General features: G+C 64.8%; 22 protein-coding genes and 1 pseudogene. 13 read left to right on the top strand and 10 right to left on the bottom strand.

Going from position 1 to position 23,377, the window contains the following annotated elements:
* Positions 1–68 precede the first annotated feature (68 nt).
* The 5 genes from QQL24_RS24145 to QQL24_RS24125 all read left to right on the top strand — a co-directional run bounded on the left by QQL24_RS24145 (position 69) and on the right by QQL24_RS24125 (position 5,659).
* A complete protein-coding gene (locus QQL24_RS24145) occupies positions 69–1,538 on the top strand; it encodes an ABC transporter substrate-binding protein (RefSeq protein ID WP_284314846.1) in 1,470 nt (489 codons plus the stop codon).
* A 164-nt stretch (positions 1,539–1,702) separates the two neighbouring features.
* Complete coding sequence (locus QQL24_RS24140) at positions 1,703–2,860, top strand: carbohydrate ABC transporter permease (protein ID WP_284314845.1); 1,158 nt, start codon at positions 1,703–1,705, stop codon at positions 2,858–2,860.
* Positions 2,860–3,912 (top strand): carbohydrate ABC transporter permease, encoded by a 1,053-nt coding sequence (locus tag QQL24_RS24135; protein WP_284314844.1) that lies wholly within the window; start codon positions 2,860–2,862, stop codon positions 3,910–3,912. The genes QQL24_RS24140 and QQL24_RS24135 overlap by 1 nt, the downstream gene beginning before the upstream one ends.
* Before the next feature lie 185 nt (positions 3,913–4,097).
* Positions 4,098–5,147 carry an ABC transporter ATP-binding protein gene (locus tag QQL24_RS24130; RefSeq protein ID WP_284314843.1) on the top strand — a complete coding sequence of 350 codons (1,050 nt, stop codon included), beginning with the start codon at positions 4,098–4,100 and terminating at the stop codon, positions 5,145–5,147.
* Between the two features lie 101 nt (positions 5,148–5,248).
* Positions 5,249–5,659, top strand: a complete 411-nt coding sequence (locus tag QQL24_RS24125; RefSeq protein WP_284314842.1) for a carboxymuconolactone decarboxylase family protein — start codon at positions 5,249–5,251, stop codon at positions 5,657–5,659.
* A gap of 9 nt (positions 5,660–5,668) precedes the next feature.
* On the opposite strand, the gene QQL24_RS24120 is transcribed toward QQL24_RS24125, so the two are convergent.
* Entirely contained in the window at positions 5,669–5,953 is a 285-nt protein-coding gene (locus tag QQL24_RS24120) for a BrnA antitoxin family protein (protein ID WP_284314841.1), read from the bottom strand.
* A 57-nt stretch (positions 5,954–6,010) separates the two neighbouring features.
* On the opposite strand from QQL24_RS24120, the gene QQL24_RS24115 reads away from it, so the two are divergent.
* Positions 6,011–6,601, top strand: coding sequence for a GNAT family N-acetyltransferase (locus QQL24_RS24115; protein WP_348536497.1), 591 nt, complete (start codon positions 6,011–6,013; stop codon positions 6,599–6,601).
* Here the strand turns inward: QQL24_RS24115 and QQL24_RS24110 are convergent.
* Positions 6,591–6,980 (bottom strand): hypothetical protein, encoded by a 390-nt coding sequence (locus QQL24_RS24110; protein ID WP_284314840.1) that lies wholly within the window; start codon positions 6,978–6,980, stop codon positions 6,591–6,593. The two genes, QQL24_RS24115 and QQL24_RS24110, sit on opposite strands and share 11 nt — an antisense overlap.
* Positions 6,981–7,049: 69 nt before the next feature.
* Positions 7,050–7,520, bottom strand: coding sequence for an Lrp/AsnC ligand binding domain-containing protein (locus QQL24_RS24105; protein WP_284314839.1), 471 nt, complete (start codon positions 7,518–7,520; stop codon positions 7,050–7,052).
* 223 nt (positions 7,521–7,743) lie between these two features.
* Between QQL24_RS24105 and putA the strand changes: the two genes are divergently transcribed.
* Positions 7,744–10,827: a bifunctional proline dehydrogenase/L-glutamate gamma-semialdehyde dehydrogenase PutA gene (gene putA, locus QQL24_RS24100; RefSeq protein WP_284314838.1), complete on the top strand. Its 3,084-nt coding sequence runs from the start codon at positions 7,744–7,746 to the stop codon at positions 10,825–10,827.
* A 187-nt stretch (positions 10,828–11,014) separates the two neighbouring features.
* Positions 11,015–12,013 (top strand): Gfo/Idh/MocA family protein, encoded by a 999-nt coding sequence (locus QQL24_RS24095; protein ID WP_284314837.1) that lies wholly within the window; start codon positions 11,015–11,017, stop codon positions 12,011–12,013.
* Between the two features lie 245 nt (positions 12,014–12,258).
* Here QQL24_RS24095 and QQL24_RS24090 read toward each other — a convergent pair whose 3' ends face one another.
* Positions 12,259–12,537, bottom strand: a complete 279-nt coding sequence (locus QQL24_RS24090) for a hypothetical protein (protein WP_284314836.1) — start codon at positions 12,535–12,537, stop codon at positions 12,259–12,261.
* Positions 12,534–13,850: a 4-aminobutyrate--2-oxoglutarate transaminase gene (gene gabT / locus QQL24_RS24085; RefSeq protein ID WP_284314835.1), complete on the bottom strand. Its 1,317-nt coding sequence runs from the start codon at positions 13,848–13,850 to the stop codon at positions 12,534–12,536. Before gabT ends, QQL24_RS24090 begins: the two co-directional genes overlap by 4 nt.
* A 435-nt stretch (positions 13,851–14,285) precedes the next feature.
* On the opposite strand from gabT, the pseudogene QQL24_RS24080 reads away from it, so the two are divergent.
* A pseudogene (locus QQL24_RS24080) lies at positions 14,286–14,816 on the top strand (cell wall hydrolase); the annotation flags it as partial.
* Positions 14,817–15,572: 756 nt separating this feature from the next.
* Here QQL24_RS24080 and QQL24_RS24075 read toward each other — a convergent pair.
* A complete protein-coding gene (locus QQL24_RS24075) occupies positions 15,573–16,388 on the bottom strand; it encodes a phosphate/phosphite/phosphonate ABC transporter substrate-binding protein (RefSeq protein WP_284314834.1) in 816 nt (271 codons plus the stop codon).
* Between the two features lie 238 nt (positions 16,389–16,626).
* Positions 16,627–17,265 (bottom strand): nitrile hydratase subunit alpha, encoded by a 639-nt coding sequence (nthA, locus tag QQL24_RS24070; RefSeq protein ID WP_284314833.1) that lies wholly within the window; start codon positions 17,263–17,265, stop codon positions 16,627–16,629.
* A gap of 117 nt (positions 17,266–17,382) precedes the next feature.
* Here nthA and QQL24_RS24065 point away from each other — a divergent pair, with 117 nt between their 5' ends.
* Complete coding sequence (locus tag QQL24_RS24065) at positions 17,383–17,673, top strand: YggT family protein (RefSeq protein WP_284314832.1); 291 nt, start codon at positions 17,383–17,385, stop codon at positions 17,671–17,673.
* A gap of 2 nt (positions 17,674–17,675) precedes the next feature.
* The gene (locus tag QQL24_RS24060) at positions 17,676–17,996 is read left to right on the top strand and encodes a DUF167 family protein (protein WP_284314831.1); all 321 of its coding nucleotides are present in this window, start codon (positions 17,676–17,678) and stop codon (positions 17,994–17,996) included.
* A gap of 101 nt (positions 17,997–18,097) precedes the next feature.
* Here the strand turns inward: QQL24_RS24060 and tesB are convergent, their stop codons facing one another.
* The gene (tesB, locus tag QQL24_RS24055) at positions 18,098–18,988 is read right to left on the bottom strand and encodes an acyl-CoA thioesterase II (RefSeq protein WP_284314830.1); all 891 of its coding nucleotides are present in this window, start codon (positions 18,986–18,988) and stop codon (positions 18,098–18,100) included.
* A gap of 65 nt (positions 18,989–19,053) precedes the next feature.
* Here tesB and QQL24_RS24050 point away from each other — a divergent pair, with 65 nt between their 5' ends.
* Positions 19,054–20,268 carry a ubiquinone biosynthesis hydroxylase gene (locus tag QQL24_RS24050; protein ID WP_284314829.1) on the top strand — a complete coding sequence of 405 codons (1,215 nt, stop codon included), beginning with the start codon at positions 19,054–19,056 and terminating at the stop codon, positions 20,266–20,268.
* Positions 20,269–20,474: 206 nt separating this feature from the next.
* On the top strand, positions 20,475–21,095 hold the full coding sequence (locus QQL24_RS24045; RefSeq protein ID WP_284314828.1) for an SDR family NAD(P)-dependent oxidoreductase: 621 nt from the start codon (positions 20,475–20,477) through the stop codon (positions 21,093–21,095).
* Between the two features lie 101 nt (positions 21,096–21,196).
* Here QQL24_RS24045 and QQL24_RS24040 read toward each other — a convergent pair whose 3' ends face one another.
* Positions 21,197–22,216, bottom strand: coding sequence for a GlxA family transcriptional regulator (locus QQL24_RS24040; protein ID WP_284314827.1), 1,020 nt, complete (start codon positions 22,214–22,216; stop codon positions 21,197–21,199).
* A gap of 215 nt (positions 22,217–22,431) precedes the next feature.
* Positions 22,432–23,295 (bottom strand): LysR substrate-binding domain-containing protein, encoded by an 864-nt coding sequence (locus QQL24_RS24035; protein WP_284314826.1) that lies wholly within the window; start codon positions 23,293–23,295, stop codon positions 22,432–22,434.
* Positions 23,296–23,377 lie beyond the last annotated feature (82 nt).

Genomic DNA, 23,377 nt, shown 5'->3' with positions numbered 1-23,377 from the left:
ATTGTTACACCGCAAGACCGTCTGCAGTGACATGCACGACAATAAAAGCATGAAATCGGGAGGATTGGATGGCTTCTAAATCAGGGGTTTTCAGCGCTGCCTTCATGGCGGTTGCGCTCACCACCACGGCATTGCCTGCCGCTGCTGGCGAATTTGACGGCGTGACCGTCAATGTCATGACGCAGACCGGTGCGATTCAGGAGCCTCTGCAGAGGCGTGCTCCTGAATTCGAGAAGCTTACCGGCGCCAAGATCAACGTGATCGCGGTTCCCTTCTCCGACCTCTACCAGAAGGTCCTGACCGATTGGGCCAGCGGCACCAATTCCGTCGATGCGGCGGTGTTCGCGCCGCAATGGATGGTCGACTATGTAGCCGGCGGCTATCTGGAAGACATCGGCGACCGGGTCGCCAAGGACAAGGGCATCGAGTGGACCGACATCGCGCCGTTCTTCCGCGACTTCTCCTCGAGCTATGGCGGCAAGACCTATCTCGTGCCGCTCGATGGCGACTTCCACATGCTCTATTATCGCAGCGATATCTTCGACAAGGCCGGGCTCAAGCCACCGACGACTTGGGACGAATATCTGGAAGATGCCAAGAAGCTGAACGGCATGGAAGTCGATGGCCAGAAGGTCTACGGCTCCTGCATCGCCAAGAAGCGCAATGCCCAGAGCTACTGGTTCGTCACCGACGTGGTCGGCGCGATGACCCAGTCGAAGGGAACTTCGCAGGGCACCTTCTTCAACACCAAGGACATGACGCCGCTTGTCAACAACGAGGCCTTTCGCAAGGCCCTGGCATTCCTGAAGGAGTCGTCCAAGTATGGTCCGCCGGACGAACTCAACATGGATGTCTCCGACACTCGTCCGCTGTTCACGTCCGGAAAATGCGCCCTCAACCTCGATTGGGGTGACGTCGGCGTGCTTGCCATAGACCCGGCCACCTCCAAGGTGATCGACAAGACCGGCGCCAGCATCATGCCTGGCTCCAAGGAAGTGCTGAACTGGGATACGGGCAAGCTCGAAGCCTGCACCAAGGACAGCTGCCCCAATGCCATCGACGGCGTGAGCCATGCACCCTATGCGGCCTTCGGCGGCTGGAGCGGCGGCATCAATGCCAAGGCGAGCGACAAGGTGAAGGATGCGGCCTACGCCTTCTTCTCCTATATGAGCGCGCCGGCGCAGTCGAATGTCGACGTCACCATCGGCAAGACCGGTTTCAATCCCTATCGCCTGTCGCAGCTGTCCTACAATGACAGCTGGAAGAAAGGCGGCATGAGCGAGAAGGCCGCGGCGCAATATTTGGGCGCCATCAAGGACAGCCTCAACAGCCCGAACATGATCCTGGACCTGCGCATCCCGCAGAACCAGAAATATCAGCAGGTCGTGCTGGATGAGGCGATCTCACGCTTCCTCGCCGGTGAGATCGACGAGGACACCACCATCAAGACGATCTCCGATGGCTGGAAGGACCTCAACGACCAGATCGGCACCGACGACCAGCTGAAGTTCTACAAGAACACGCTCGGCGCGAAGTAAGCGCTCGAAGATCCGGCCGTGGCGATTGTTCGCCGCGGCCGGTTGAAGAGGCGATGTGACTGGGACCGCGGACGTCCCCGTCCGCTCTTCTCTTCCTGCTCCCGTACCGTTTCCAAGAGGCGGACGGGGACGTCCGCGGTCCCAGTCACTGCGCGTTCCCGGCTATGTCTCGCAATACCGGGCACAGCATGGCCGTCAATGTCACCATCCCCAATGAAACCGACCGGCGGGAGCGTCTGTCCCAGTGGCTCGACCGGCATTCCGGCCGCATCATGGTGCTGCCGGCCGTGCTCATCCTGCTGGCCTTCGCCATCTTTCCGCTGATCGCCTCGGCCTATCTCTCCCTGTCGCGCTTTGCGCTGGCGGCCGGCGGCTTCAAGCTCACCTTCATCGGGCTCTACAATTACAACCGCCTTTTCCTGGGGGTGCAGCAATATCACTTCCTCGGCACGCTGAAGGCGCTCGGACCGCTCGAATGGGTACTGCTGCTGGCCGTCGTCGCCCTGATGCTGGCCTGGTTCGTGCGCTTCGCCATGACGGGCTTCACCTTGCTCGGTTTTCTCGGCCGGCTGGTCACGGCGAGCCTGATCACCGGCATGTGGTATGTGGTGCTTGCCACGGCCTTCAGCGGCGCCATTCCCGGCACGCTGCTCAACACCCTGCTCTATGTCTTCGTCGGTGTGTTCTTCCAGTTCCTGCTCGGCCTTTGCCTGGCGCTGCTTTGCGCCCAGCCGATCCGCGCCCGCAACTGGTTCCGGGTGATCTTCTTCATTCCGGTGATGGTGACGCCGGTGGGCGTCGCCTACATCTTCCGCATGCTCGCCGACATGCAGAAGGGGCCCTTCGCCCCGCTCAGCCAGATCCTTGGCGTCAGCCAATGGTCCTGGGCGACGGAAGCCTGGTCGGCCCGCCTGATGGTGATGATCGGCGATACCTGGCAGTGGACGCCCTTCATGTTCATCGTGCTGCTGGCGGCGGTGGAGAACCAGCCCCGCGACCAGCTCGAAGCCGCCCATCTCGACGGCGCCGGCCCCTGGCAGATCTTCAAGGATATCACCTGGCCTTCCATCGCCCCTGTGGCGGCGACGGTGGTGCTGATCCGCCTGATCGAGGCCTTCAAGATCATCGACATGCCCAACGTGCTGACGGCCGGTGGACCGGGCCTGGCCACCGAATCCCTCACGCTGCATTCCTTCATCGCCTGGCGCACGCAGGATCTCGGCGGCTCTGCGGCGGTCGGCTATCTCCTCCTGTTCGTCTCGACGGTGACCTGCGTCTCCTTCTTCAACTTCGTGGTGCGGCCCACCAGGAGATATCAGTGATGAGCACGGCTCCCGATACACGCTCGCTGATGGAGCGCCTGTTCGAGCGCCGCAGCCTCGACGAGATGGCGCCGGTGCCCAAGGCGCTGACCTATCTCGCTTTGCTCGGCTGGGCCTTCGTGGTGCTGTTCCCGCTCTACTGGGTGCTGGTCACCTCGTTGAAGGTGCAGATCCAGGTCGATGCCGGGCCCTATTACATCCCCTTCGTCGACTTCAAGCCGACCCTCGGTGCCTGGAACTTCATGCTGTTCCAGAACAATACGCTCTGGCCCTATGTCAACTCGATCATCGTGGCGCTGTCGAGCACCATCCTGGCGCTGCTGTTCGGCTCGCTCGCTGCCTATGCGCTGGTGCGCATCCGCTTCCAGGTGAAGATCGCTGCCGTCATCTGTTTCATCCTGTTGGTTATCGGCATCATCCTGGCCGTGACGCAGTTCGCCGTGCCCTGGCAGGTCGCGACGGTGGCCGCGATCGTGCTGTTCTTCCTGATCCTCGGCACCATCGGCCGCCGCTTCAAGGCGGCGCTCGGCAACAACGATATTGAGTTTTGGATGATCTCGAACCGCATCATGCCGCCGATCGTGGCCGTGCTGCCGATCTATGTGATGTTCCAGAACCTAAAGCTGCTCGATACGCAGGTGGCGCTGATCTCGACGTACACCGCCGTCAACCTGCCCATCGTGGTCTGGCTGACGCGTGACTTCTTCGCCGGCATTCCGCTCGACCTCGAGGAAAGTGCGGAGATCGACGGCGCCTCCAAGTTCCGCGTCTTCTTCACCATCGCCTTGCCGCTGGTGCGCTCGGGCCTCGCCGCCACCTTCATGCTGGTGCTGATCCTGGCCTGGAACGAGTATCTGCTGGCGCTCTTCCTCTCCAATGCCAATGCGCAGACCATGCCGGTGCTGGTCTCGGCCCAGAACACCACCCGCGGCCCGCAATGGTGGTACATGTCCGTGCTGATCGTCATCATGATCGTGCCGGTCATCGTCATCGCGGCCTTCCTGCAGAAACATATCGCGCGGGGCCTAATGGTCGGTGCGGTGAAGGGGTAGGATGCGATGGTGGAGGGAAAGGACGCGCCCGTCATTCCGGCCGTAGCGCAGCGAAGAGCCGGAATCCATGAACACGAACATCACAGGACGGGGTTCATGGATTCCGGGTTCTTCCTTAGGAAGCCCCGGAATGACGTTGCTCGCGCCATGCCTTTATCCCGCCCGCATGAAATCGGATCAAACGAATGCAAGTGACGCTGCAGAACATCCACAAGTCGTTCGGCGCGGTCGATGTCGTCAAAGGCCTCGACCTCGATGTGAAGGACGGGGAGTTCCTGGTGCTGCTCGGCGCCTCGGGCTCGGGCAAGACCACGGCGCTGCGCATGATCGCGGGGCTGGAGACCGTCACCTCCGGCATCGTGCGGATCGGCGAGCGCGACGTCACCAACATCCTGCCGAAATATCGCGACATCGCCATGGTGTTTCAGTCCTATGCGCTCTATCCGCACAAGACTGTGTTTGCCAACATTGCCTACCCGCTGACGGTGCGCAAACATCCCAAGGCCGAGATCGAGGCGGCGGTGAAGGATGTCGCCCGCCAGGTGCAGCTCGACCAGTTGCTTGACCGGTATCCTCGCCAGCTTTCCGGCGGCCAGCGCCAGCGCGTGGCGCTCGCCCGCGCCATCATCCGCCGCCCCGCCGCCTTCCTGATGGACGAGCCGCTCTCCAACCTTGACGCCAAATTGCGCGGTCATATGCGGGCCGAGCTGAAGCATATGCAGCACGAGCTCGGCATCACCACCATCTATGTCACGCATGACCAGGTGGAAGCGATGACGCTTGCGCACCGTGTCGCCCTGCTTGACAAGGGCGTGCTGCAGCAGCTCGATACGCCCGCCAACATCTACAACCGGCCCGCCAATCTCTTCGTTGCCGGCTTCATCGGTTCGCCGCCGATGAACTTCCTCGAGGGCGAATTGAAAGATGGTGGCTTCTCCTCGCCCGCTGGCAGTTTCGGCACGCCTAGCCATGCCAGCGCGGCCAAGGCCGTCGTCGGCATCCGGCCGGAGGATTGCCGGGTGACGACGCCGGAACTCGGCAAGTTCGCCGGCGAGGTCTTCGCCACCGAGCTGATCGGCGACCACTCGCTCGTGACCTGCCGCTGCGCTTCCTCCACCGTCACCGTGAAGGTCGACAAGGATTTCCAGCGCGAGATCGGCGAGAAGATCGGCATCGGCTTTGACGACCGGGCGTTGCATCTGTTCGATGCGGCAAGCGGGGATCGGTTGGGATAATCGGGGGGCGGGTCTTCAGACCCGGCTTTTGGAACAACCGTCCTCTGAAGAAGAGAGCCGGGTCTGAAGACCCGCCCCCCGATTCACTTCTGGAGTCCCTCATGGCCACCGTAAAGCTGCTCACCGATGCCGAGGTCGCCGCCATTCCCACCGCGCGGGCGGTGTTCGACGACATCCGCGCCACGCGCAAATCCGATTTCGTCAACAATTTCTGGCGCGGCCTCGCCAATGATCCCGTGCTGCTGAAGCGAACCTGGGAGGATGTGAAGGCGGTAATGGTGGGCGAGGGGGCTCTCGATCCGCTGGTGCGAGAGATGATCTATATCGCCGTCTCCACCGCCAATGGCTGCCAATATTGCGTCCACTCGCACACCGCAGCGGCCCGCGCGAGAGGCATGTCCGATGCTCAATATGGCGAGCTCCTGGCGGTGATCGGCCTTGCCGGCAAGACCAACCACCTCGTCACGGCCATGCAGATTCCGGCCGATCCGGAATTCCAAGTGAAGAGCTGAGGGGGCGCCTCAGCCGTCGTTCTCCGCATTGAGCTGATCCGGGCGCAGCCCCTCGGCCTGGTCGATGCCGGAGGCCTCGCGCAGGATGGCGTTGATGCGATCCTGCCAGCCGAGGCCCTCAGCCTGATAGTGCTCGATCACGTCCCGGTCGAGCCGCAGCGAGACAAGTTCCTTGGCATTGGGGATGGCCGGTTTCTTTGGGGCCGGGCTCGCCGCCTTGGGAACCTTCGGCTTGAAGGCTGACTCCGCAGTTTTCCACGGATCGCTCGGCCGGCGGGGTCTGTCGCTGGACATGGAAGCAAGTTCCTCCTGCATTGCGGGGCAAAGGAATACCACGGTGGCGCGAGATGGTTGCGGCCCGGAGCAATCTCTATGCTATTTCGGGGCTTTATGGCCGAATTGCGCGGTGCCCGCATCATGGAAATTTGGACGACCGAAAGACTGACCGCCCAAAGGCTCAAACATGCGGACCTTGATGATCTCGTCGCGCTTCATCTCGACCCGGATGTTTCACGCTATCTGGGTGGCGTGCGCTCGCCCACGGTGACCACGGCCTATCTCGAAACCAGCCTGGCCCATTGGGATCGTTACGGATTCGGGCTCTGGACCTGGCGGACATCGGACGGCAAGTTCGTTGCACGTGCCGGCATCCGGCACGTCGTGGTCGAGGATGCGCGGGAGGTGGAGATTGCCTACGCCTTGAAGCGATCTTTCTGGGGAATGGGCCTGGCAAGTGAGATCACCAAGGCGTTGCTCGAGGTGGGATTCCAGCGGCTGGGCCTTTCTTCGCTGGTCGGCGTGGTCTTCGTCTCGCATGCCGCTTCCCGCCATGTTCTGGAGAAAGCGGGTTTCCTGTTCGAGCGTGATGTCGTCTTTCACGACCAGCCATGCGTTCTCTACCGAAAATTGTCTCCCGAGGCGCCTGGCGGCGTCACGCCGTGACCTTGGCATCCCACCACACAGCTTCACTGCCCTTTCGGGCGATGGCCAGGGTCACCTTTGGCGTCGTCCAGTATTCCACCAGTTCGCCGCGGTTCTTCTTCGCAAGGCGGCGAGCTTCGGCTTGATCCTGCGTGATCACGAGCTTTCGTGTGGTGATGCCGTATTGCGTATGGGCGCCATAGGCGAATTCGCCGTCCGGCAACCGGATCGCCCAACCCAGGAACTGAAAGCGAATACCCTGTGCTTCCTGGTCTTCGATGAGTTGTTTCAGATTATCGAGATCATGGACCTGACGTCGAGGCATCTGCCGCTGCCTTTTGGTATTGTGACCTGGGTTACATCGCATGACCCAAATGCCCCGGCCTGTGCGATCCAGCACATGGAACGGCGTCTCCCGCCGATCCCTTTGCGGCGAATGCTTCCCTGACCTGTTTGAGGCGGGTACGCCTTACACCGGCAGGCCCTGATCGGCCTTCACTTCCTCCATCACCGTATAGGTCCGGGTCTCCCTGACCCCGGGCACGGTCCACAGCGCGTCGCCGAGGAAGTTACGGTAGGCGGCCATGTCGGCCACGCGCACCTTGAGGAGATAGTCGAAGCCGCCGGCCACCATGTGGCATTCGGCGACGTCGGGCGTGCGGCGCACGGCGTCGGCAAAGCGGTCGAAGACATCGGGCGTGGTCTTGTCGAGCAGCACTTCCACGAAGACGAGGAAGGCGCGGTCGAGCTTGCCGGCATCGAGGCGTGCGCCGAAACCGGTGATGAAGCCCTCGCGTGTCAGGCGCTTGACCCGTTCGGTGGTGGCGGTGGGGGAGAGGCCGATGCGCTCGGCGAGTTCGACGGTGGCGAGGCGTCCATCGGCCTGCAGGAGGCGCATGATCTTGCGGTCGGTGCGGTCGATGGAGGATGGTTCTGGCATGGGGCTCGGGCTCGGTGTGCCGACCTCCAGGTCGGCACTTTTGCGCATCGCACGGCGGAGAAGAGTGCCGACCTGGAGGTCGGCACACCAAAACCGCGCCTTCCGCGAATATCGCTATCACTATAACAAAAGCTAGTGACTATCACTACCAAACTCCAAAAATCGCCGTCGAAAAACTACGCGATCAGTGCGAGATTCCAGCATCTCCAAGGGAGTTCCCGAAATGCCTGTCATGCCGCAGTTCCATGCCCCTTATGCCGCCGACGATTCCACCATCGTGGCGCAATTGCTGGCCGATCCCGCCATCGACCAGGCGGGCCAGGCTCGCATCGATGCCACCGCCACCCGCCTGATCGAGGCGATCCGCAAGGGCGTCGGCTCGATCGGCGGCATCGAGGACTTCCTGCGCGAATATTCGCTCTCCACCAAGGAGGGCCTGGCCCTGATGATCCTGGCCGAGGCGCTGCTGCGCGTGCCCGACAAGGAGACGGCCGATGCCCTCATCGAGGACAAGCTCGGCCAGGGCGACTGGGCCAATCGCGAGACCAAATCCGAGGCGCGTCTGGTGGCTGCTTCGGCCTGGGCGCTCGGCATCACCGCCCGCGTGATCCAGCCCGGCGAGACGCCGGAAGGCATCGTCGCCTCGCTTGCCAAGCGCATCGGCCTGCCGGCAGTGCGCACCGCCACGCGCCAGGCCATGAAGGTGCTCGGCTCGCATTTCGTGCTGGGCCAGACCATCGGCGACGCCCTCAAGCGCGCCGCCTCCGGCGAGGGCAGGGGCTTTCGCTATTCCTTCGATATGCTGGGCGAGGGCGCCCGCACGGCCGAGGACGCAAGGCGCTATTTCAAGAGCTACAGCGACGCCATCGATGCCATCGGCCGCGCGGCCGGCAAGCAGGCGCTGCCCGCCCGTCCCGGCATTTCCGTCAAGCTCTCGGCGCTGCATCCGCGCTACGAGGCCCTCAGCCGTGACCGCGTGATGGCGGAGCTCGTGCCGCTGGTGCAGGAACTCGCCCGCAAGGCCAAGGGCTACGATCTCAATTTCACCATCGACGCCGAGGAGGCCGACCGCCTCGAACTCTCGCTCGACGTCATCGCCGCCGTGCTGGCGGATCCTGCCCTGGAAGGCTGGATCGGCTTCGGCCTCGCCATCCAGGCCTATCAGAAGCGCGCCTTCGCGGTGATCGAATATGTCGAGGCGCTGGCCAAGTCTCTCGGCCGCCGTCTGATGGTGCGCCTGGTCAAGGGTGCTTATTGGGACACCGAGGTGAAGCGCGCCCAGGAACGGGGCCTCGAAGACTATCCCGTTTTCACCCGCAAGGCCGTGACCGACCTCAACTACATCCACTGCGCCCGTCGCATGCTGGACGCGCGGCCGCACATCTATCCGCAATTCGCCACCCACAATGCGCTCTCGATCGCCACCATCGTCGAGCTTGCTGGCGGCACCGAGGGCTATGAGTTCCAGCGCCTGCACGGCATGGGCGATCTTGCCTACAAGGCCCTGATGAAGGAGCGCCCCGCCACCGCCTGCCGCGTCTATGCCCCGGTCGGTGGTCATGCCGACCTGCTCGCCTATCTGGTGCGGCGCCTGCTCGAGAACGGCGCCAATTCGAACTTCGTCTCGGTGGCGGCCGATCCCGCCGTGCCGATATCGAGCCTGTTGCGCCGGCCCGAAATCCAGATCGGCAATGCCCGCAAGGCCCGCCACGTCCGGATCCCGATGCCGAGCCAGCTTTATGGCGAGGAGCGCGACAATTCCGATGGCGTCGAGCTTGGGTCGCGCGAGGATCTCGCCCGCCTGCAGGCCGACCTTGCCAAGGGCGGCAAGGTCGACGCCACGCCCCTGATCAACGGCAAGCCGGTGTCCGGCAAGGCACGGCCGGTGATCTCGCCCGTGGACGGCAAGACGGTGGCCGGCAGCGTGGTCGAGGCCGGGGAGGACCAGGCGCGCGAGGCGATGAAAATTGCCGCCGCCGGCTTCCGTGCCTGGGACCGCACCGATGTCGCCAGGCGTGCCGCCGCGCTCGACAATGCCGCCAATCTGATGGAGGCCCGCCGCGGCCCGCTCCTGTCGCTCCTGCAAGTCGAGGCCGGCAAGACTATCGACGATGCCATTGCCGAGCTGCGCGAGGCGGTCGATTTCTGCCGCTATTACGCCGCCCAGGCCCGCAAGCTCTTTGCGGAGGGCGAGGCCATGCCTGGCCCCACGGGTGAAGAGAACCGCCTTGTTCATCGTGGGCGCGGCGTGTTCGTGTGCATCAGCCCCTGGAACTTCCCGCTGGCGATCTTCCTCGGCCAGGTCGCGGCGGCGCTCGCCGCCGGCAATGCCGTGGTCGCCAAGCCCGCCGAGCAGACGCCGCTGATCGCCCATGAGGCGGTGAAAATCCTGCTGGAAGCCGGCGTACCTGGTTCGGTGATCCAGTTCGTGCCGGGAGACGGCCGCATCGGCGCCGCCCTCATCAACAATGCCGCCGTGGCAGGCGTCGCCTTCACCGGCTCGACCGAGACGGCCTGGGCGATCAACCGGGCGCTCGCCGCCAAGAACGCTGCCATCGTGCCGCTGATCGCCGAGACCGGTGGCATCAACGCCATGATCGTGGATGCCACCGCGCTGCCCGAGCAGGTGGCCGACGATGTCGTGCTCTCTGCCTTCCGCTCGGCCGGCCAGCGCTGCTCGGCCCTGCGCCTGCTGTGCGTGCAGGACGATGTCGCCGACAAGATCGTCACCATGATCAAGGGCGCGGCGGAGGAGCTGAAGCTCGGCGACCCGCGCGACCTCTCGGTGCAGATCGGCCCGGTGATCGACGCCGAGGCCAAGACCGGGCTCGAAGCTCATATCGCCGAGATCTCGAAGACCGCCAAGACCCGTCTTGCCACCAAGGCGCCCGCCGAGGGCACTTTCGTCGGGCCGCATATCTTCGAGATCGGCAAGGTCGAGGACCTCAAGCGCGAGGTGTTCGGGCCGGTGCTGCATGTGGTGCGCTGGAAGGCCGGCAAGCTCGACGCCCTGCTCGATGCCATCGCCGCCAGCGGCTACGGCCTGACGCTCGGCGTTCATACCCGCATCGATAGCACCATCGAGGCGGTGACGGAGCGCATGCCGGCGGGCAATATCTATGTGAATCGCAACATGATCGGCGCCGTGGTCGGCACGCAGCCCTTCGGCGGCGTCGGCCTCTCCGGCACCGGCCCGAAGGCGGGCGGCCCGAACTACCTCAAGCGCTTCGCTTCCGAGCAGGTGGTGGCGGTGAACACCGCGGCTGCCGGCGGCAACGCCAGCCTGATCGCGATGGGCGAGGAGTAGGCTGGGAGCGCCGGTTTTTCCGGGTGCACGGGCATCTTGCCCGTTCTTCCCAACCTTCAAGCGCGCCGGTTCAAGAACGGGCAAGATGCCCGTGCACCCGGAATGCTCCCAGGGGCTTCCTTCCCCTGCTTCCCCATGCCAAGAATAGTCCAACCGATAAGTCAGACTATTCAGGGAGGAGGCCGCCATGGCCAAGACGCGTTGGGGTATCATTTCAACCGCCAGGATCGGCACCGGCAAGGTGATTCCAGGCATCCAGCGGGCGCCGTCGGCGGAAGTCGTCGCCATCGCCTCGCGCGATCTCGCCCGGGCGCAGGAGGCGGCCAGGGAGCTCGGCATCCCCAAGGCCTATGGCTCCTATGAGGAGATGCTTGATGATCCCGACATCGAGGCGGTCTATAATCCTCTACCTAACCACCTTCACGTGCCGCTGACTTTGCAGGCGGTGGCGGCTGGCAAGCATGTGCTGTGCGAAAAGCCCGTCGGTCTCGACGCCGCCGATGCCGAGAAGTTGCTCTCTCTGCCGCAGGACCGGCTGGTGATGGAGGCCTTCATGGTGCGTTTCCATCCGCAATGGCTGCGCGCGCGGGACGCTGCCCGCTCGGGCGAGCTTGGCGAGGTCCGTGCCATCCAGTGCTTCTTCTCCTATTACAATGACGATCCGGCTAATATCCGCAACCAGCTCGACATCGGCGGCGGCGGCATCATGGATATCGGCTGCTACCCGATCGTCGCGGGCCGCTTCATCTTCGAGGCCGAGCCGCAACGCGTCATCGCGCTGGTCGACCGCGATCCCCACACGGGCGTCGACCGCCTCGCCTCGGCCATCCTCGATTTCGGCGGCGGGCGGCGGACGGAATTCACCTGCTCCACCCAGCTCACGCCCCTGCAGCGCGTCGATATCGTCGGCACGAAGAAGCGCTTCCAGATCACCATCCCCTTCAATGCTCCACAGATGGAAGCGGTGACCGTGCTCACCGACGACGGCTCCAAGCTGGGTGATGCCTCGGTGGTGCCGGAGATGATCCACCCCGTCGACCAATATGCCGAGCAGGCGGAGGCTTTTTCGAAGGCCGTGCGGGGCGAGATCAAGCTGCCCTACGGGCCGGCAGACGCCGTGCAGAACATGAAGATCATCGACGCGCTGTTCCGCTCGGAGAAGAGCGAGGCGTGGGAGAGGGTGTGACTGGGCACCTTCCCGGGATCGCAGGCATCCTTGCCTGCTCTTTCCTTCAGCATGTGTACGAAAGCGTCGGAAGCGCTCCTGGGACCGCAGGCGTCTCGCCTGCTCTTGAACCGCATCGTTTCCAAGAGCAGGCGAGGCGCCTGCGGTCCCAGGAACGCTTCGCCGGTTTGTGCTTCGCTATGTCGGTCTCCAGACCAGCACGGAACCACTGCGGTTCCAAGGGCAGGCATCTCAGGGGGTTACCGTCACTTCTTATTGTAAGGCACCTGCCTCCAGTTGCAGATCTTCGTCCGCGTGCGGATGCGCCTGCCCTGATACACCGCCCCCGGCGCGAACCAGCGGCAGCCATACCAAGGTGGGCGGCGGGTGGTGGTCTCGATGTGCACCGATCGATAGGTGCCGGGCGTGACGCGGTGGCCGCCCACGAAGACGTTGTTGCCGATCTCGACCTGGGCCGAGGCCGTCCCGCCGACGAGCAGTATCGCCAGCTGGAACGGCAGGACAACAAGTCGAAGCAGCCTCATTTCGGCGTGGTGAGCGCGGCTTCGAGGATATCGAGGCCTTCCTTCAACACGCGGGGCTGGATGGTCAGCGGCGCGAGCAGGCGCACCGTCTCGCCAAAGACGCCGCAGGTGAGGATCATCAGGCCGCGCTCCAGGCATTCGGCCGCCAGCGCCTTGGCGGCGTTGGGGTCGGGCTCGTTGCCGCCATGACTGGTGACGAGCTCGAAGGCCGTCATGCCGCCAAGGCCCCGGATGTCGCCGATCGGGCGGCCTTCCTTGCGGCGCTTGATCGCCTTGAGGCGCTTGATGATGATCTCGCCCTGCTTCATCGATTTGTCGAGCAGGCCCTCGGTCTCGAAGGCCTCGATCACGCCCAGCGCGGCGGCGCAGGCAACCGGGTTGCCGGCATAGGTGCCGCCGAGGCCGCCCGGATCGGGTGCATCCATGATCGCGGCCTTGCCGACCACGCCGGCGAGGGGGAAACCGCCGGCCAGGCTCTTGGCGGTGGTAAGCAGGTCGGGCTCGACGCCGGAATGCTCCATGGCGAACCATTTGCCGGTGCGCCCGAAGCCGGTCTGGATCTCATCGGCGATCAGCAGGATGCCGTGCTCGTCGCAGAGCGCGCGCAGCCGCTTGAGGAATTCGGGGGAGGCGACATAGAAGCCCCCTTCCCCTTGCACCGGCTCGATCACGATCGCGGCGACATTCTTCGGGTCGACATCCGTCTTGAACAGCCATTTCAGGGCATCGAAGGTGTCGTCCACCGAGATGCCCTTGTGCTCGATCGGGTAGGGCACGCGCCAGACGCCGCCGGGGAAGGGGCCGAACTTGGTCTTGTAGGGCACGACCTTGCCGGTCATCGCCATGGCCAGCAGCGTGCGGCCATGGAAGGCGCCATTGAAGACCACGACGTCGGAGCGGCCGGTATGGGCGCGCGCGACCTTGATGGCGTTCTCGACCGCCTCGGCGCCGGTGGTGACCAGCATCACCTTCTTGGGGCCGGAGATCGGCGTCATGGCGATGAGCTTTTCGGCCAGCGTCACCGCCGGCTCGTAGGGTGTCACCATCAGGCAGGTGTGTGTGTATTTCTCGAGTTGCTCATAGACGCGCTTCATCACCGTGGGGTGGCGATGGCCGGTGTTGAGCACGGCGATACCGCCGCCGAAATCGATGAAACGCCGGCCCTCGACGTCCCAGATCTCGGAATTCTTGGCCTTGGCGGCGAAGACGGGCTGGCCCGCGCTCATGCCGCGCGAAAAGACATTGGCGCGCCGCTCGAGGAGTTCATCCGTCTGCGTCCTGTTCGAGCCGTGCGCCTTCGCTGGTGCGTTCATGGTTCCTCTCCGATTGCGGCGATTCTATCCCGATGCCTTCCTTGCTATGGCGCTGGCAGCGAGCGGCGTCAATCGACGAGGTCAAGGTCATCCCGGACGCGATGCGGCACGCAGTGACGCTTCGCAGATCCGGGACCGTCAGCGGAGAGAGACTCACCTTCTTGCGGTCCCGGATCTGCGCCGCAGCACTGCGCGCTGCGCCTTGTCCGGGATGACCAAAATGGGCCTATTTGTCAGACAAATTGTTGCAGATTCGCCACTCTGTGGCAAGAAAGTGCTAACCATTCCCTTAAAAAGACCCCGGTGTGGAGAAGTTTTGTAGCCACGTTGTTTTTTCGCCACATAATTCATTACCGGTCGTTAACTTCCTCACAGCACAACGAGCGTATGAAAACAGACACCATCAAATTTGCCGCACGTTTCCTCGCGATCGCGATTGCGACGTCCGGCCTTGGCGGCTGCGCCCTCTTCTCCGGTTCGCGTGTGGCCAGCACGACCAATGAACGTGAGTGCCTGGCGCGCGCGATGTATTTCGAATCCAACCGGTCGAGCGATGACGGCATGCTCGCCGTCGGCACCGTGGTGATGAACCGCTACGAATCCGGCAAGTATCCCCGCTCCATCTGCGGCGTGGTCGGCCAGCGCGTGCAGTTCGCACCGGGCGTCCTCACCAAGCAAATGGCCGATTCCGGCAAGCCGCGCGCCTTCCGCATGGCGGACGCGGTGCTCTCCGGCAAGCGCTATCCCGGCATGGCGAAGAACGTCATGTTCTTCCACACCGCTGGCTATACCTACCCCTATTCCAACATGCATTACGTGGCTGTCGCCGGCGGCAATGCCTTCTACGAGAAGCGCAGCAGGCCGGGTAGCGCGCCTGCCGAGGCTCCGGTGATGGTGGCCCAGGCCGATATGCCGCCGCTGGCTGCTCCCGAGCCCGCGCCGCTTCCCGAACCCGCGCCGCTTCCCAAGCCCGTCCGCATGGATGTCGCTTCGGCCGAGATGCCGATGCCGCCGCGCGAGCCCCGCAAATATGGTCGCAGCACGGCGGCCAAGCCTTTGGCGGTCGCAGCCTATCAGGCTGATCCCGGCCCGCAGGCGGATCCCGTCATCGACATCCTGCCGCCGGCCCGTCCGGCTCGCCTGAACACGGCGAAGAAGCTGCGTACGCCAGAAGCGGAAGTGGCGCAGAACGACACGGATGCTGGCAACGCGCCTGAGGCCCTGCCGCCGGTACGCCCGTCGGTTGGCCAGGTCCATCTGCCGCCGATCCGCAACCGCGCGCCGCAGCCGCAATTCAACTTCGAGCAGGGCCCGTCGGGTGTGGCTGACGCCGCGCCGGCCGTGAAGCCCCAACGCGCGAAGGCTATGGTGGCGCAGTCCCGCGCTGTGCCGACCGTGACCATCCGGCCGGCCGCCGTCGAGGCCGACATGGGTGGCATGCCAGTTCCGGCCCCTGCGCCGAAGCCTCGGCCCAAGCCGCTCTCGGCCCTGGAGCCGCAGCCGCTGTACTGAGGCTGCAAACCCATCTCGCCTTCCCCAAGCAGGGAAGGCCCCAAAGGGCGGATGAGGGGGTCTCTCCGCCCTTTTCTTTTGGGCGCTGGACGGAAGCCTGCGGTCTCAGGGCTTTCGGGTGCACGGGCATCCTGCCCGTTCTTCCTTTGTCATTGGAGGCGTCGTTTCCAAGAACGGGCAGGATGCCCGTGCACCCGGAAACTCCCAGCCTCACGCGATCATCGCGTAGCCCTGCTCTCTCGCTTCCCGGTCCCAGGCGAGCGTGCGCTCGAAGTCGGCCAACTCCACCGGCGCGAAGGCGGTGAGGTGCAGCGCCTCACCCAGAGGCGCGAACCAGGGCTGGTGATGGGCGGCGGCGAAGGCGGTCTTGAGGCGCACGATCGTTTCGGCCGGCAGGCCCGGCGCGGCGACGAACGAGGGTATCGGGGCGAGATCCGTGCTGGCGATGACGCGGATGCCATCCGTGAGGTCGGGGCGATAGGCGCGGATCAGGTCATGCCAATAGCCGTCGAGCGGGCCGACGTCGATCTCACCGGCCAGCACCGCGTCGAGGATGCCACGCGCGGTGATCAGATTGCCATGTGCTTCGCTGTAGAGCGTAGGACACTTCGGTGTGCGGTAGGCAAGAAGATGGTGGCGCAAGGCGTTGAAGCCTGAATGCGAGTGCTCCACCGTCCAGCCGACGCGATGGCCGAACGTATCCTCGATGCGCCGGAAGGGGCTGTCCTTCCTGACGATCAGGTCGGAGCGATAGAGCGGCTTGCCCTGTGACCAGGGGGCGGAGGGGATGGGCGCCGCGATCGGGATGACTTCTGAGAGCTGGAAGGCGATGGGATAGCCGCACATGAAGACGCATCCGAGATCCTCGCGTTCCCACAACACCTCCAGCGGCTTGGGCGCGGGATAGGGCACATAGTCGAAATCGACGCCCGCCATGGCCAGTACATGGCCCAGCAGCGCCTTCCAGCTCTCCTCGACCTCGGGCGTGACGGAATACATGCGGGCATTGGTGATGAAGCGGGTCATGGGCTTTGATTTTGTTCTAGTTCTGAGAAGTCGCGCAGCCCCTCACCTCTATCCTCTCCCCGCAAGCGGGGCGAGGGGACTTCGAAGGCTCGCGTAGTTTGGAAAGGGCTCATCTCGCGCAACGGTTGGGCGAGATGAGGCGCCAGAGAACAGGTCTCGCCGATTGCGCCCCCTCGCCCCGCTCGCGGGGAGAGGATAGAGGCGAGGGGCTGCGCGACTTTTGAAAGAAGAGCACAACCTACAGCCCGCCCGGCTGGATCGCCAGGCCGGTGCCGATCATTGCATCGCGGGTGACGAGCTGGGCCAGGGCCATTTCGCTCCAGCCCTTGGTGCCGTCGGGCCGCTCGGGCAGCACGAGATAGCGCAGTTCCGCCGTGGAATCCCAGACCCGGATCTCCTTGCTCGCCGGCAGCTTCACGCCGAATTCCTCCAGCACGCCGCGCGGGTCGATCACTGCCCGCGAGCGGTAGGGCGCCGATTTATACCAGACCGGCGGCAGGCCCAGCACCGACCAGGGATAGCAGGAGCACAGGGTGCAGACGATGAGGTTATGCACCTCAGGCGTATTCTCCACCACCTTCATGTGCTCACCCTGCCGCCCGGAATAGCCGAGCGAGGCGATGGCGGCGGTGGCGTCCTCCAGCAGCCAGTGGTGGAATTCCTCGTCGCGCCAGGCATGGGCAACGACATGGGCGCCATTGCGCGGGCCGACCTTGGTCTCATAGGTATCGATATAGACATCAAGGGCGGCGGGATCGACATAGCCCTTTTCCACCAGCACGGCTTCGAGCTTCTTCACCCGCTCGGCCATCGGGGAGGGCGGCGCGCCATGATGGTGGTCGTCATCATGGTCATGGTCGTGATCATGCGTGCTCATGGCGGATGTGTCGCAGAGATTGAGGCAAGTGGCAATGCTCGCGCTGCACTCTTGTCCTGCCGTCGCTGCATCGTTAGATCATAGCCACCACGCTCCCGCCGAAGGCCTTAAGCTGAGATGCAACCGATCTTCATCATCATTGTCTATCTTCTCCAAATCTACGCCTTCATTCTCCTGGCTTCGATCGTCTTTTCGTGGCTGGTGGCGTTCAACATCGTCTCTCGGCGCAACCCGATGGTCGCGTCCGTTGGCGACGTGCTCTATCGGCTGACCGAGCCCGTGCTGGCGCCGATCCGCCGGCGCCTGCCCGATTTCGGCAATCTCGACCTGTCGCCGATCGTGGTGTTTCTGGTCATCTGGCTGCTCCAGATGGAAATCGTGCAATACGTCATTCCGAACGTTCCCTGAGGATGCTCGCCGCCGGCTCGGCCTGGCAGGCTTCGCCCGAGGGTCTGCGCATCGCCATGCGACTGACCCCGCGCGGCGGCAAGGATGCGCTCGGCAAGGTCGAGGTCCTCTCTGACGGCAGACCGGTGCTTGCGGCCCGCGTGCGCGCCGCGCCGACGGATGGCGAGGCAAACCAGGCGCTGATCAGGCTGATTGCCAAGACGCTGAAGGTATCCGCGTCGCAAGTGTCGATTGCGCAGGGCGCGACCAGCCGGGTGAAGATGGTGCTGGTGGCGGGAGACGGGGAAAAACTGTGCGCTGCCCTGGAGGGATTGACGCGATAATCCCGGGTGCAGTCCATCCTGTCCGCATCTTCCGATATCGTAGAGCGAGCCGTTTCCAAGGGGCGGACAAGATGTCCGCGCACCCGGGCACGGGCTCCCAGTCAGCGCGAAACATTCCCCAGGCTCGTATCCTTGTCCCATCTCGGGCGCACCAGGCCCTCCTGCGCCACGGAGGCGATCAGCTTGCCAGCCTGCCAGATCTGGCCGCGGGCAAAGCCGCGCGCGGCGCCGGTGAACGGGCTCTCCTGCGCGTAGAGCAGCCACTCGTCCATCTTGAAAGGAGCGTGGAACCAGAGTGCATGGTCGATCGAGGCGGCCTGCACGTCGGTGTCGAACACGCTCTTGCCATGGGCGACGAGCGTGGTGTCGAGCAGCGTCATGTCGGAGGCATAGGCCAGCACCGCCTCATGCACGGCGGGATCCTCGGGCAGCTTACCGGCTGCGCGGATCCAGATATATTGCCTCGGCTCCTGCGGAATGCGGGCGACATAGCGCGTGAGGTCGACGGGGCGCAGTTCGATCGGCCGCTCGCGCTCCCAGTAATCGCGCACGCTCTTCGGCATCAAGGCGAGGAAGCGCTCCTTCAGCTCGATATCGCTCGGCAACTGGTCGGGCTTGGGCACCTCGGGCATGGTGGACTGGTGGCTCCAGCCTTCCTCATAGCGGTGATAGGAGCAGGAAAGCGAGAAGATCGGCTGGCCGTGCTGGATGGCGATGGCCCGGCGGGTGGCAAAGCTCTTGCCGTCGCGCAGGCGGTCGACCTCATAGATGATCGGCACGCTGGGATCGCCCGGGCGCAGGAAATAGCCATGCAGGGAGTGCACGCGCCGCTCGGCATCGACCGTGCGGCTGGCGGCGACCAGGGCCTGGCTGATCACCAGCCCGCCGAACACGCGCTGCCAGCCCACCTGCGGGCTCGTGCCGCGATAAAGATTATGTTCGAGCTGTTCGAGATCGAGTATCGAGAGCAGATTGGAGATGGGATCGGGCATCATGGCTTCCTTATGGATGCAGACGAGCCGTTCCTGCTGCTGAAAGTCAAGTGTGAGGATCAACCATGGTGAAGCAAGCCGATCTCATCATCGCGGGCGGCGGCTTTGCCGGCCTCGGCCTCGCCGTGGCGCTGAAGGTGGAACTGGGCGGGGGCTTCGACATTGTCGTCGTCGATCCCGTCCTGGGTGGAACGCCTTCGCGTGATGCCCGCGCCTCCGCCATCGCCGCCGGTGCACGCCGTTTCTTCGAAAGGCTCGGCGTCTGGGGCGAGGTGGCGAGCGAAAGCCAGCCCATCCTCGACATGGTGATCACCGATTCCAGGCTCGACGATCCGATCCGGCCCTCGTTTCTCTCCTTCGGCGGCGATGTCGAGCCGGGCGAGCCCTTCGGCCATATGGTCGAGAACCGCCTGCTGCTCGATGCCCTGGTGAAGCGGGCCGCCGCGCTCGGCGTCGAGCTGCGCGGGCAGGGCGCCTCCGTCAGCCGCTACAGGCGGGAGGACGAGGAGATCACCGCCATCCTGCCCTCGGGCGAGGACATCACCGCGCGTCTCCTCGTGGCGGCCGATGGTGGGCGATCGCGCCTGCGGGAGCAGGCCGGCATCGCCATGCATGGCTGGGACTACGGCCAGTCCGGCATCGTCACCACGGTGGAGCACGAGCTCGATCACGAGGGCCGCGCCGAGGAACACTTCCTGCCGGCCGGGCCCTTTGCCATCCTGCCGCTGACCGGCCGGCGCTCCTCCTTGGTGTGGACGGAGAAGACCGCGGAGGCGCAGCGCATCATCGGCCTCGACGAGGCCGGCTTCCATGCCGAGCTCGAAAAACGCTTCGGCCTCAAGCTTGGCGAGTTGCGCGCCGTTGGCCCGCGCGCGGCCTTCCCGCTCGCCATGCGTATTGCCCGCTCTTTCGTGGCCGATCGCCTGGCTCTCGTAGGCGATGCCGCCCACATCATCCACCCGATCGCCGGGCAGGGGCTCAATCTCGGCATCCGCGATGCGGCGGCGCTCAGCGAATGCGTCACCGATGCCGCCGGCCTTGGCCTCGATATCGGCGCGCCCGATGTGCTGGAGCGCTACCAGCGCTGGCGGCGCTTCGACACCGTCTCGATGGGCATGGCGACCGACGGCCTCAACCGCCTGTTCTCCAACGACAACGACGCCATCCGCCTGGTGCGTGATTTCGGCCTCGGCCTCGTCGAACGCTTCCCGGCCGCCAAGCGCTTCTTCATCCGCGAGGCGACGGGCCTGACTGGCACGGTGCCGAGGCTGATGCAGTAGCTGGGAGCGCGGGCCTCTTCCCGGGTGGGCGGACGTCTCGTCCGCCTCTTCCTTTATCGTGGAGCGACTCGTTTCCAAGAGGCGGACGAGACGTCCGCGCACCCCGGGAAGAGCAGGCTGGGACGCTTGCGATCCAAGGAACCCCGCCAAGTTGCTCATTTCCGCGCCATCTGACACTCTCGGCTCCTTTTTGAGGTGAGCAAAGCATGGATCTTGAATTTGCCGGCAAGGTGATCGCGCTGACGGGTGCTTCGCGCGGTGTGGGCCTTGCCATTGCCGAGCGCCTGGCTGCCGAGGGGGCGGCAGTGGCGATCGCGGCGCGTTCCGCGCAGGAACTGGCCGATGCCCATGCCGTGATCGAGGGCCATGGCGGCCGGTGCCTCGCCTATGCCTGCGATCTCGCCGTGCCGGGCGAAGCCGCGGCCTTCGTTGCCAGCGTCGTCGAGATCTTTGGACGCCTGGATGGCCTTGTCTGCAACGGCACCATGGCGACCAAGGGGGGAGCGGATCGCGAGGCCTGGCAGGCGGAGCTTGCCCTCAATGTCGGCCATGCCGTCGAGGCGGTCGAGGCCGCCGGGCCGCTGCTGCATGCCTCCAGCGCCGTCCTGCTGGTGGCCGGTGCGGAGAGAAAGGGCGAGCCCTGGCCGGCGGCGGGCGTGCGCGGCGCCCTGGCCGAGGCGGCCCGGCACTTCAGCGACGCGTTCGCCGCGCAGGATATCCGCGTCAACCAGCTTCTTTCCGGCGGTCAAGCCTTCGCGGATACGGCGGCCTTCCTGCTCTCCGCCCGCTCGGCCGATATCAAGGGGACGACGCTGCCGCCGCGGTGAGGTGAATTGGAGTGGCGGTCCCCGACCGCTAGTCTTGAACCGCTGTGCTCCCCGGATAGGAAGATGGCGGTCGGAGACCGCCACTCCAAGCCGGCGGCTCCTCAGCCAAAGTTGGCGCCAACGCTATTTTCGCTCGCCGCAGGCCTCCCACGCCCGTTCCTCCGCAACGCGATCGGCGAGATGCCGAAGGCCTCCTTGAAGCGCCGCGAAAAATTCGAGGAATGGGTGAAGCCGGTCACCCCGCCGATCTCGATCATGCTCTTGGCCGTCGTTACAACCATCTGGTGCGCCACTTCGAGGCGCAGGCGCACATAGGCGGCGTTGGGGCGGGTGTTGAGCGCGTTCATGAACAGCCGCTCCAGGCCGCGCGTCGAAAGCCCGCAGCGGCTGGCGATCTCCGAGATCGGCAGCGGATCGGCCATGGATTGCTCCATGATCAGCAAGGCGCGACGCACCCGCTTGTCAGAGACGGGCCGGGCCACCGGCACATGCGGCTGCGGATCGGACGGCGCCCGCGCCTTTTCGATCTGCAGCACGTCGAGGGCCTTCTGTTTCATGGCGAGGCCGAGATGGCGTTCCACCAGCAAGGCGGCGAGATCGGCCGCCCCGGCGCCGCCGGAACAGGTGATGCGGTTGCCGTCGACGAAGAACAGGCGGTCGGCGATGGGCGTGTTGTCCGGAAACTCGCTGCGGAATTCTTCGAGATGGTACCAGCTCACGCAGACCTTGCGCGCGCGCATTAGGCCTGCGCGCGCGAGGATGAAGGTGCCCGTGCAGACGCCGATCAGCGGCACGTTCTCTTGTGCCGCCTTGCGCAGAAAAGCCAGGGCCGCGGCGCCGACCGGCTCGGGATCGCGCAGCAGGCCGCCGACCACGGCGACATGGGTGAAGCGCCGCGGATCGGCGAGCGCCGCCGTGGGCGCCACCTCGACGCCCGTGCTGGAGCGGATGAGATGGCCGTTCGCGCTGAGCACGTCCCAGTCGCAATGGACCTTGCCGCTGCGATCGCCCTCGTCGCCGGCGAGGCGGAGCGTGTCGACGAAGAGCGAGAAGGCCGAGAGCGTGAAGTCGTTGGCCAAGATGAAACCGATGCGCAGGGGCTTGCGGGCGGGAGGCTCCATGGTGGCTAACGCGCGGTGGGTTTGGGATTGGTCGCAGCACCGTCATTCCGGCTGGAGCGTAGCGGAACGCCGGAATCCATGAACATTGCCCTCGGAAGATGGTGTTCGTGGATTCCGGATCTCCCTTCGGTCGTCCGGAATGACGCTGGTATTCGCTTAGCTACTAAGGGAACGTGTTCGTACATGCCTTACCCTTATCAGATCGACAGAACACCTCAGGCTGCCAGCTCCTGCTGCGATACCGTCTCGCGCAGGAAGGCTGCGAAACGCCTGGTCGCCACGCTGGCATTGGCCGGGACGACCAGCGCGATGTCGAGCGGCGGCAGCTCGGGGAAGCCTTCGGCCTCGCCCAGGCGGCGCCATTCCTTCGGGATCGAGGAGACCCCCAGGATCGAGACGGCCATGCCGGCATTCACGGCCGAATGGATGCCGGGCATGTGGCTGGAGGTGTAGGCGATCCGCCAGGACCGGCCCATGGCCTCCAACGAGGCGAGCGCATCCGGCCGGCAGCGGCAGCCGTCGGGGAACATGGCGAGCGGCAGCGGATCGATCAGCTCAGGGCGATGGTCGCGTGCGGCGCACCAGGCTCGCGGCTCGCGGCGAAGCACCTCGCCGAGCGGACGGGCCGGATCCTGCGTGATGATGGCAAGGTCGACCTCGCCGCGCTCCAGCATGGGTTCGAGGCGGAAGGAAAGGTCGCAGCGCATTTCGAGCTGCACGCGGGGAAATCGCCGCGAGAAGGCACCGATCAGTGGCGTCACCATCATGTCGACGAAGTCATCCGGGACAGCGAGGCGCACGCGTCCGGCCGCCTCGTCCCCACCGATGGCGGCGAGCGCCTCGTCTTCCAGGCTGAGGATGCGGCGGGCATAGCCGATCAGGATCTCGCCGGCGAAGGTCGGCGTCACGCCCTTGCGCGAGCGCTCCAGCAGGCGCTTGCCGACGCGGGCCTCCATGCGCGAGACGATGACACTGACCGCTGCCTGCGTCTTGCCGAGCGCCTCGCCCGCCGCCGTGAAGCCGCCGCGGTCCACGATGGCGACCAGCGTTTCCAGACTGTCGGTGTCGAAATGGCGCATGGCAGGCAATCCATAAGGATTTGATATCCTTCCATATGATACATTCGTTTTCGCGTATGGGAAGTCCCGCTTATGGTCAGCC

Source organism: Labrys miyagiensis (genome assembly GCF_030160835.1).
Taxonomy (GTDB): Bacteria; Pseudomonadota; Alphaproteobacteria; order Rhizobiales; family Labraceae; genus Labrys; species Labrys miyagiensis.
This window is presented reverse-complemented; position numbering and strand designations above follow the sequence as displayed.

Bases quoted from the DNA above. Each gene is read 5' to 3' on its own strand.
- QQL24_RS24145 (WP_284314846.1), top strand. From the start codon at position 69: ATGGCTTCTAAATCAGGGGTTTTCAGCGCTGCCTTCATGGCGGTTGCG.
- QQL24_RS24140 (WP_284314845.1), top strand. From the start codon at position 1,703: ATGTCTCGCAATACCGGGCACAGCATGGCCGTCAATGTCACCATCCCC.
- QQL24_RS24135 (WP_284314844.1), top strand. From the start codon at position 2,860: ATGAGCACGGCTCCCGATACACGCTCGCTGATGGAGCGCCTGTTCGAG.
- QQL24_RS24130 (WP_284314843.1), top strand. From the start codon at position 4,098: ATGCAAGTGACGCTGCAGAACATCCACAAGTCGTTCGGCGCGGTCGAT.
- QQL24_RS24125 (WP_284314842.1), top strand. From the start codon at position 5,249: ATGGCCACCGTAAAGCTGCTCACCGATGCCGAGGTCGCCGCCATTCCC.
- QQL24_RS24120 (WP_284314841.1), bottom strand. From the start codon at position 5,953: ATGTCCAGCGACAGACCCCGCCGGCCGAGCGATCCGTGGAAAACTGCG.
- QQL24_RS24105 (WP_284314839.1), bottom strand. From the start codon at position 7,520: ATGCCAGAACCATCCTCCATCGACCGCACCGACCGCAAGATCATGCGC.
- putA (WP_284314838.1), top strand. From the start codon at position 7,744: ATGCCTGTCATGCCGCAGTTCCATGCCCCTTATGCCGCCGACGATTCC.
- QQL24_RS24095 (WP_284314837.1), top strand. From the start codon at position 11,015: ATGGCCAAGACGCGTTGGGGTATCATTTCAACCGCCAGGATCGGCACC.
- QQL24_RS24090 (WP_284314836.1), bottom strand. From the start codon at position 12,537: ATGAGGCTGCTTCGACTTGTTGTCCTGCCGTTCCAGCTGGCGATACTG.
- gabT (WP_284314835.1), bottom strand. From the start codon at position 13,850: ATGAACGCACCAGCGAAGGCGCACGGCTCGAACAGGACGCAGACGGAT.
- QQL24_RS24075 (WP_284314834.1), bottom strand. From the start codon at position 16,388: ATGACCCGCTTCATCACCAATGCCCGCATGTATTCCGTCACGCCCGAG.
- nthA (WP_284314833.1), bottom strand. From the start codon at position 17,265: ATGAGCACGCATGATCACGACCATGACCATGATGACGACCACCATCAT.
- QQL24_RS24065 (WP_284314832.1), top strand. From the start codon at position 17,383: ATGCAACCGATCTTCATCATCATTGTCTATCTTCTCCAAATCTACGCC.
- QQL24_RS24060 (WP_284314831.1), top strand. From the start codon at position 17,676: ATGCTCGCCGCCGGCTCGGCCTGGCAGGCTTCGCCCGAGGGTCTGCGC.
- tesB (WP_284314830.1), bottom strand. From the start codon at position 18,988: ATGCCCGATCCCATCTCCAATCTGCTCTCGATACTCGATCTCGAACAG.
- QQL24_RS24050 (WP_284314829.1), top strand. From the start codon at position 19,054: ATGGTGAAGCAAGCCGATCTCATCATCGCGGGCGGCGGCTTTGCCGGC.
- QQL24_RS24045 (WP_284314828.1), top strand. From the start codon at position 20,475: ATGGATCTTGAATTTGCCGGCAAGGTGATCGCGCTGACGGGTGCTTCG.
- QQL24_RS24040 (WP_284314827.1), bottom strand. From the start codon at position 22,216: ATGGAGCCTCCCGCCCGCAAGCCCCTGCGCATCGGTTTCATCTTGGCC.
- QQL24_RS24035 (WP_284314826.1), bottom strand. From the start codon at position 23,295: ATGCGCCATTTCGACACCGACAGTCTGGAAACGCTGGTCGCCATCGTG.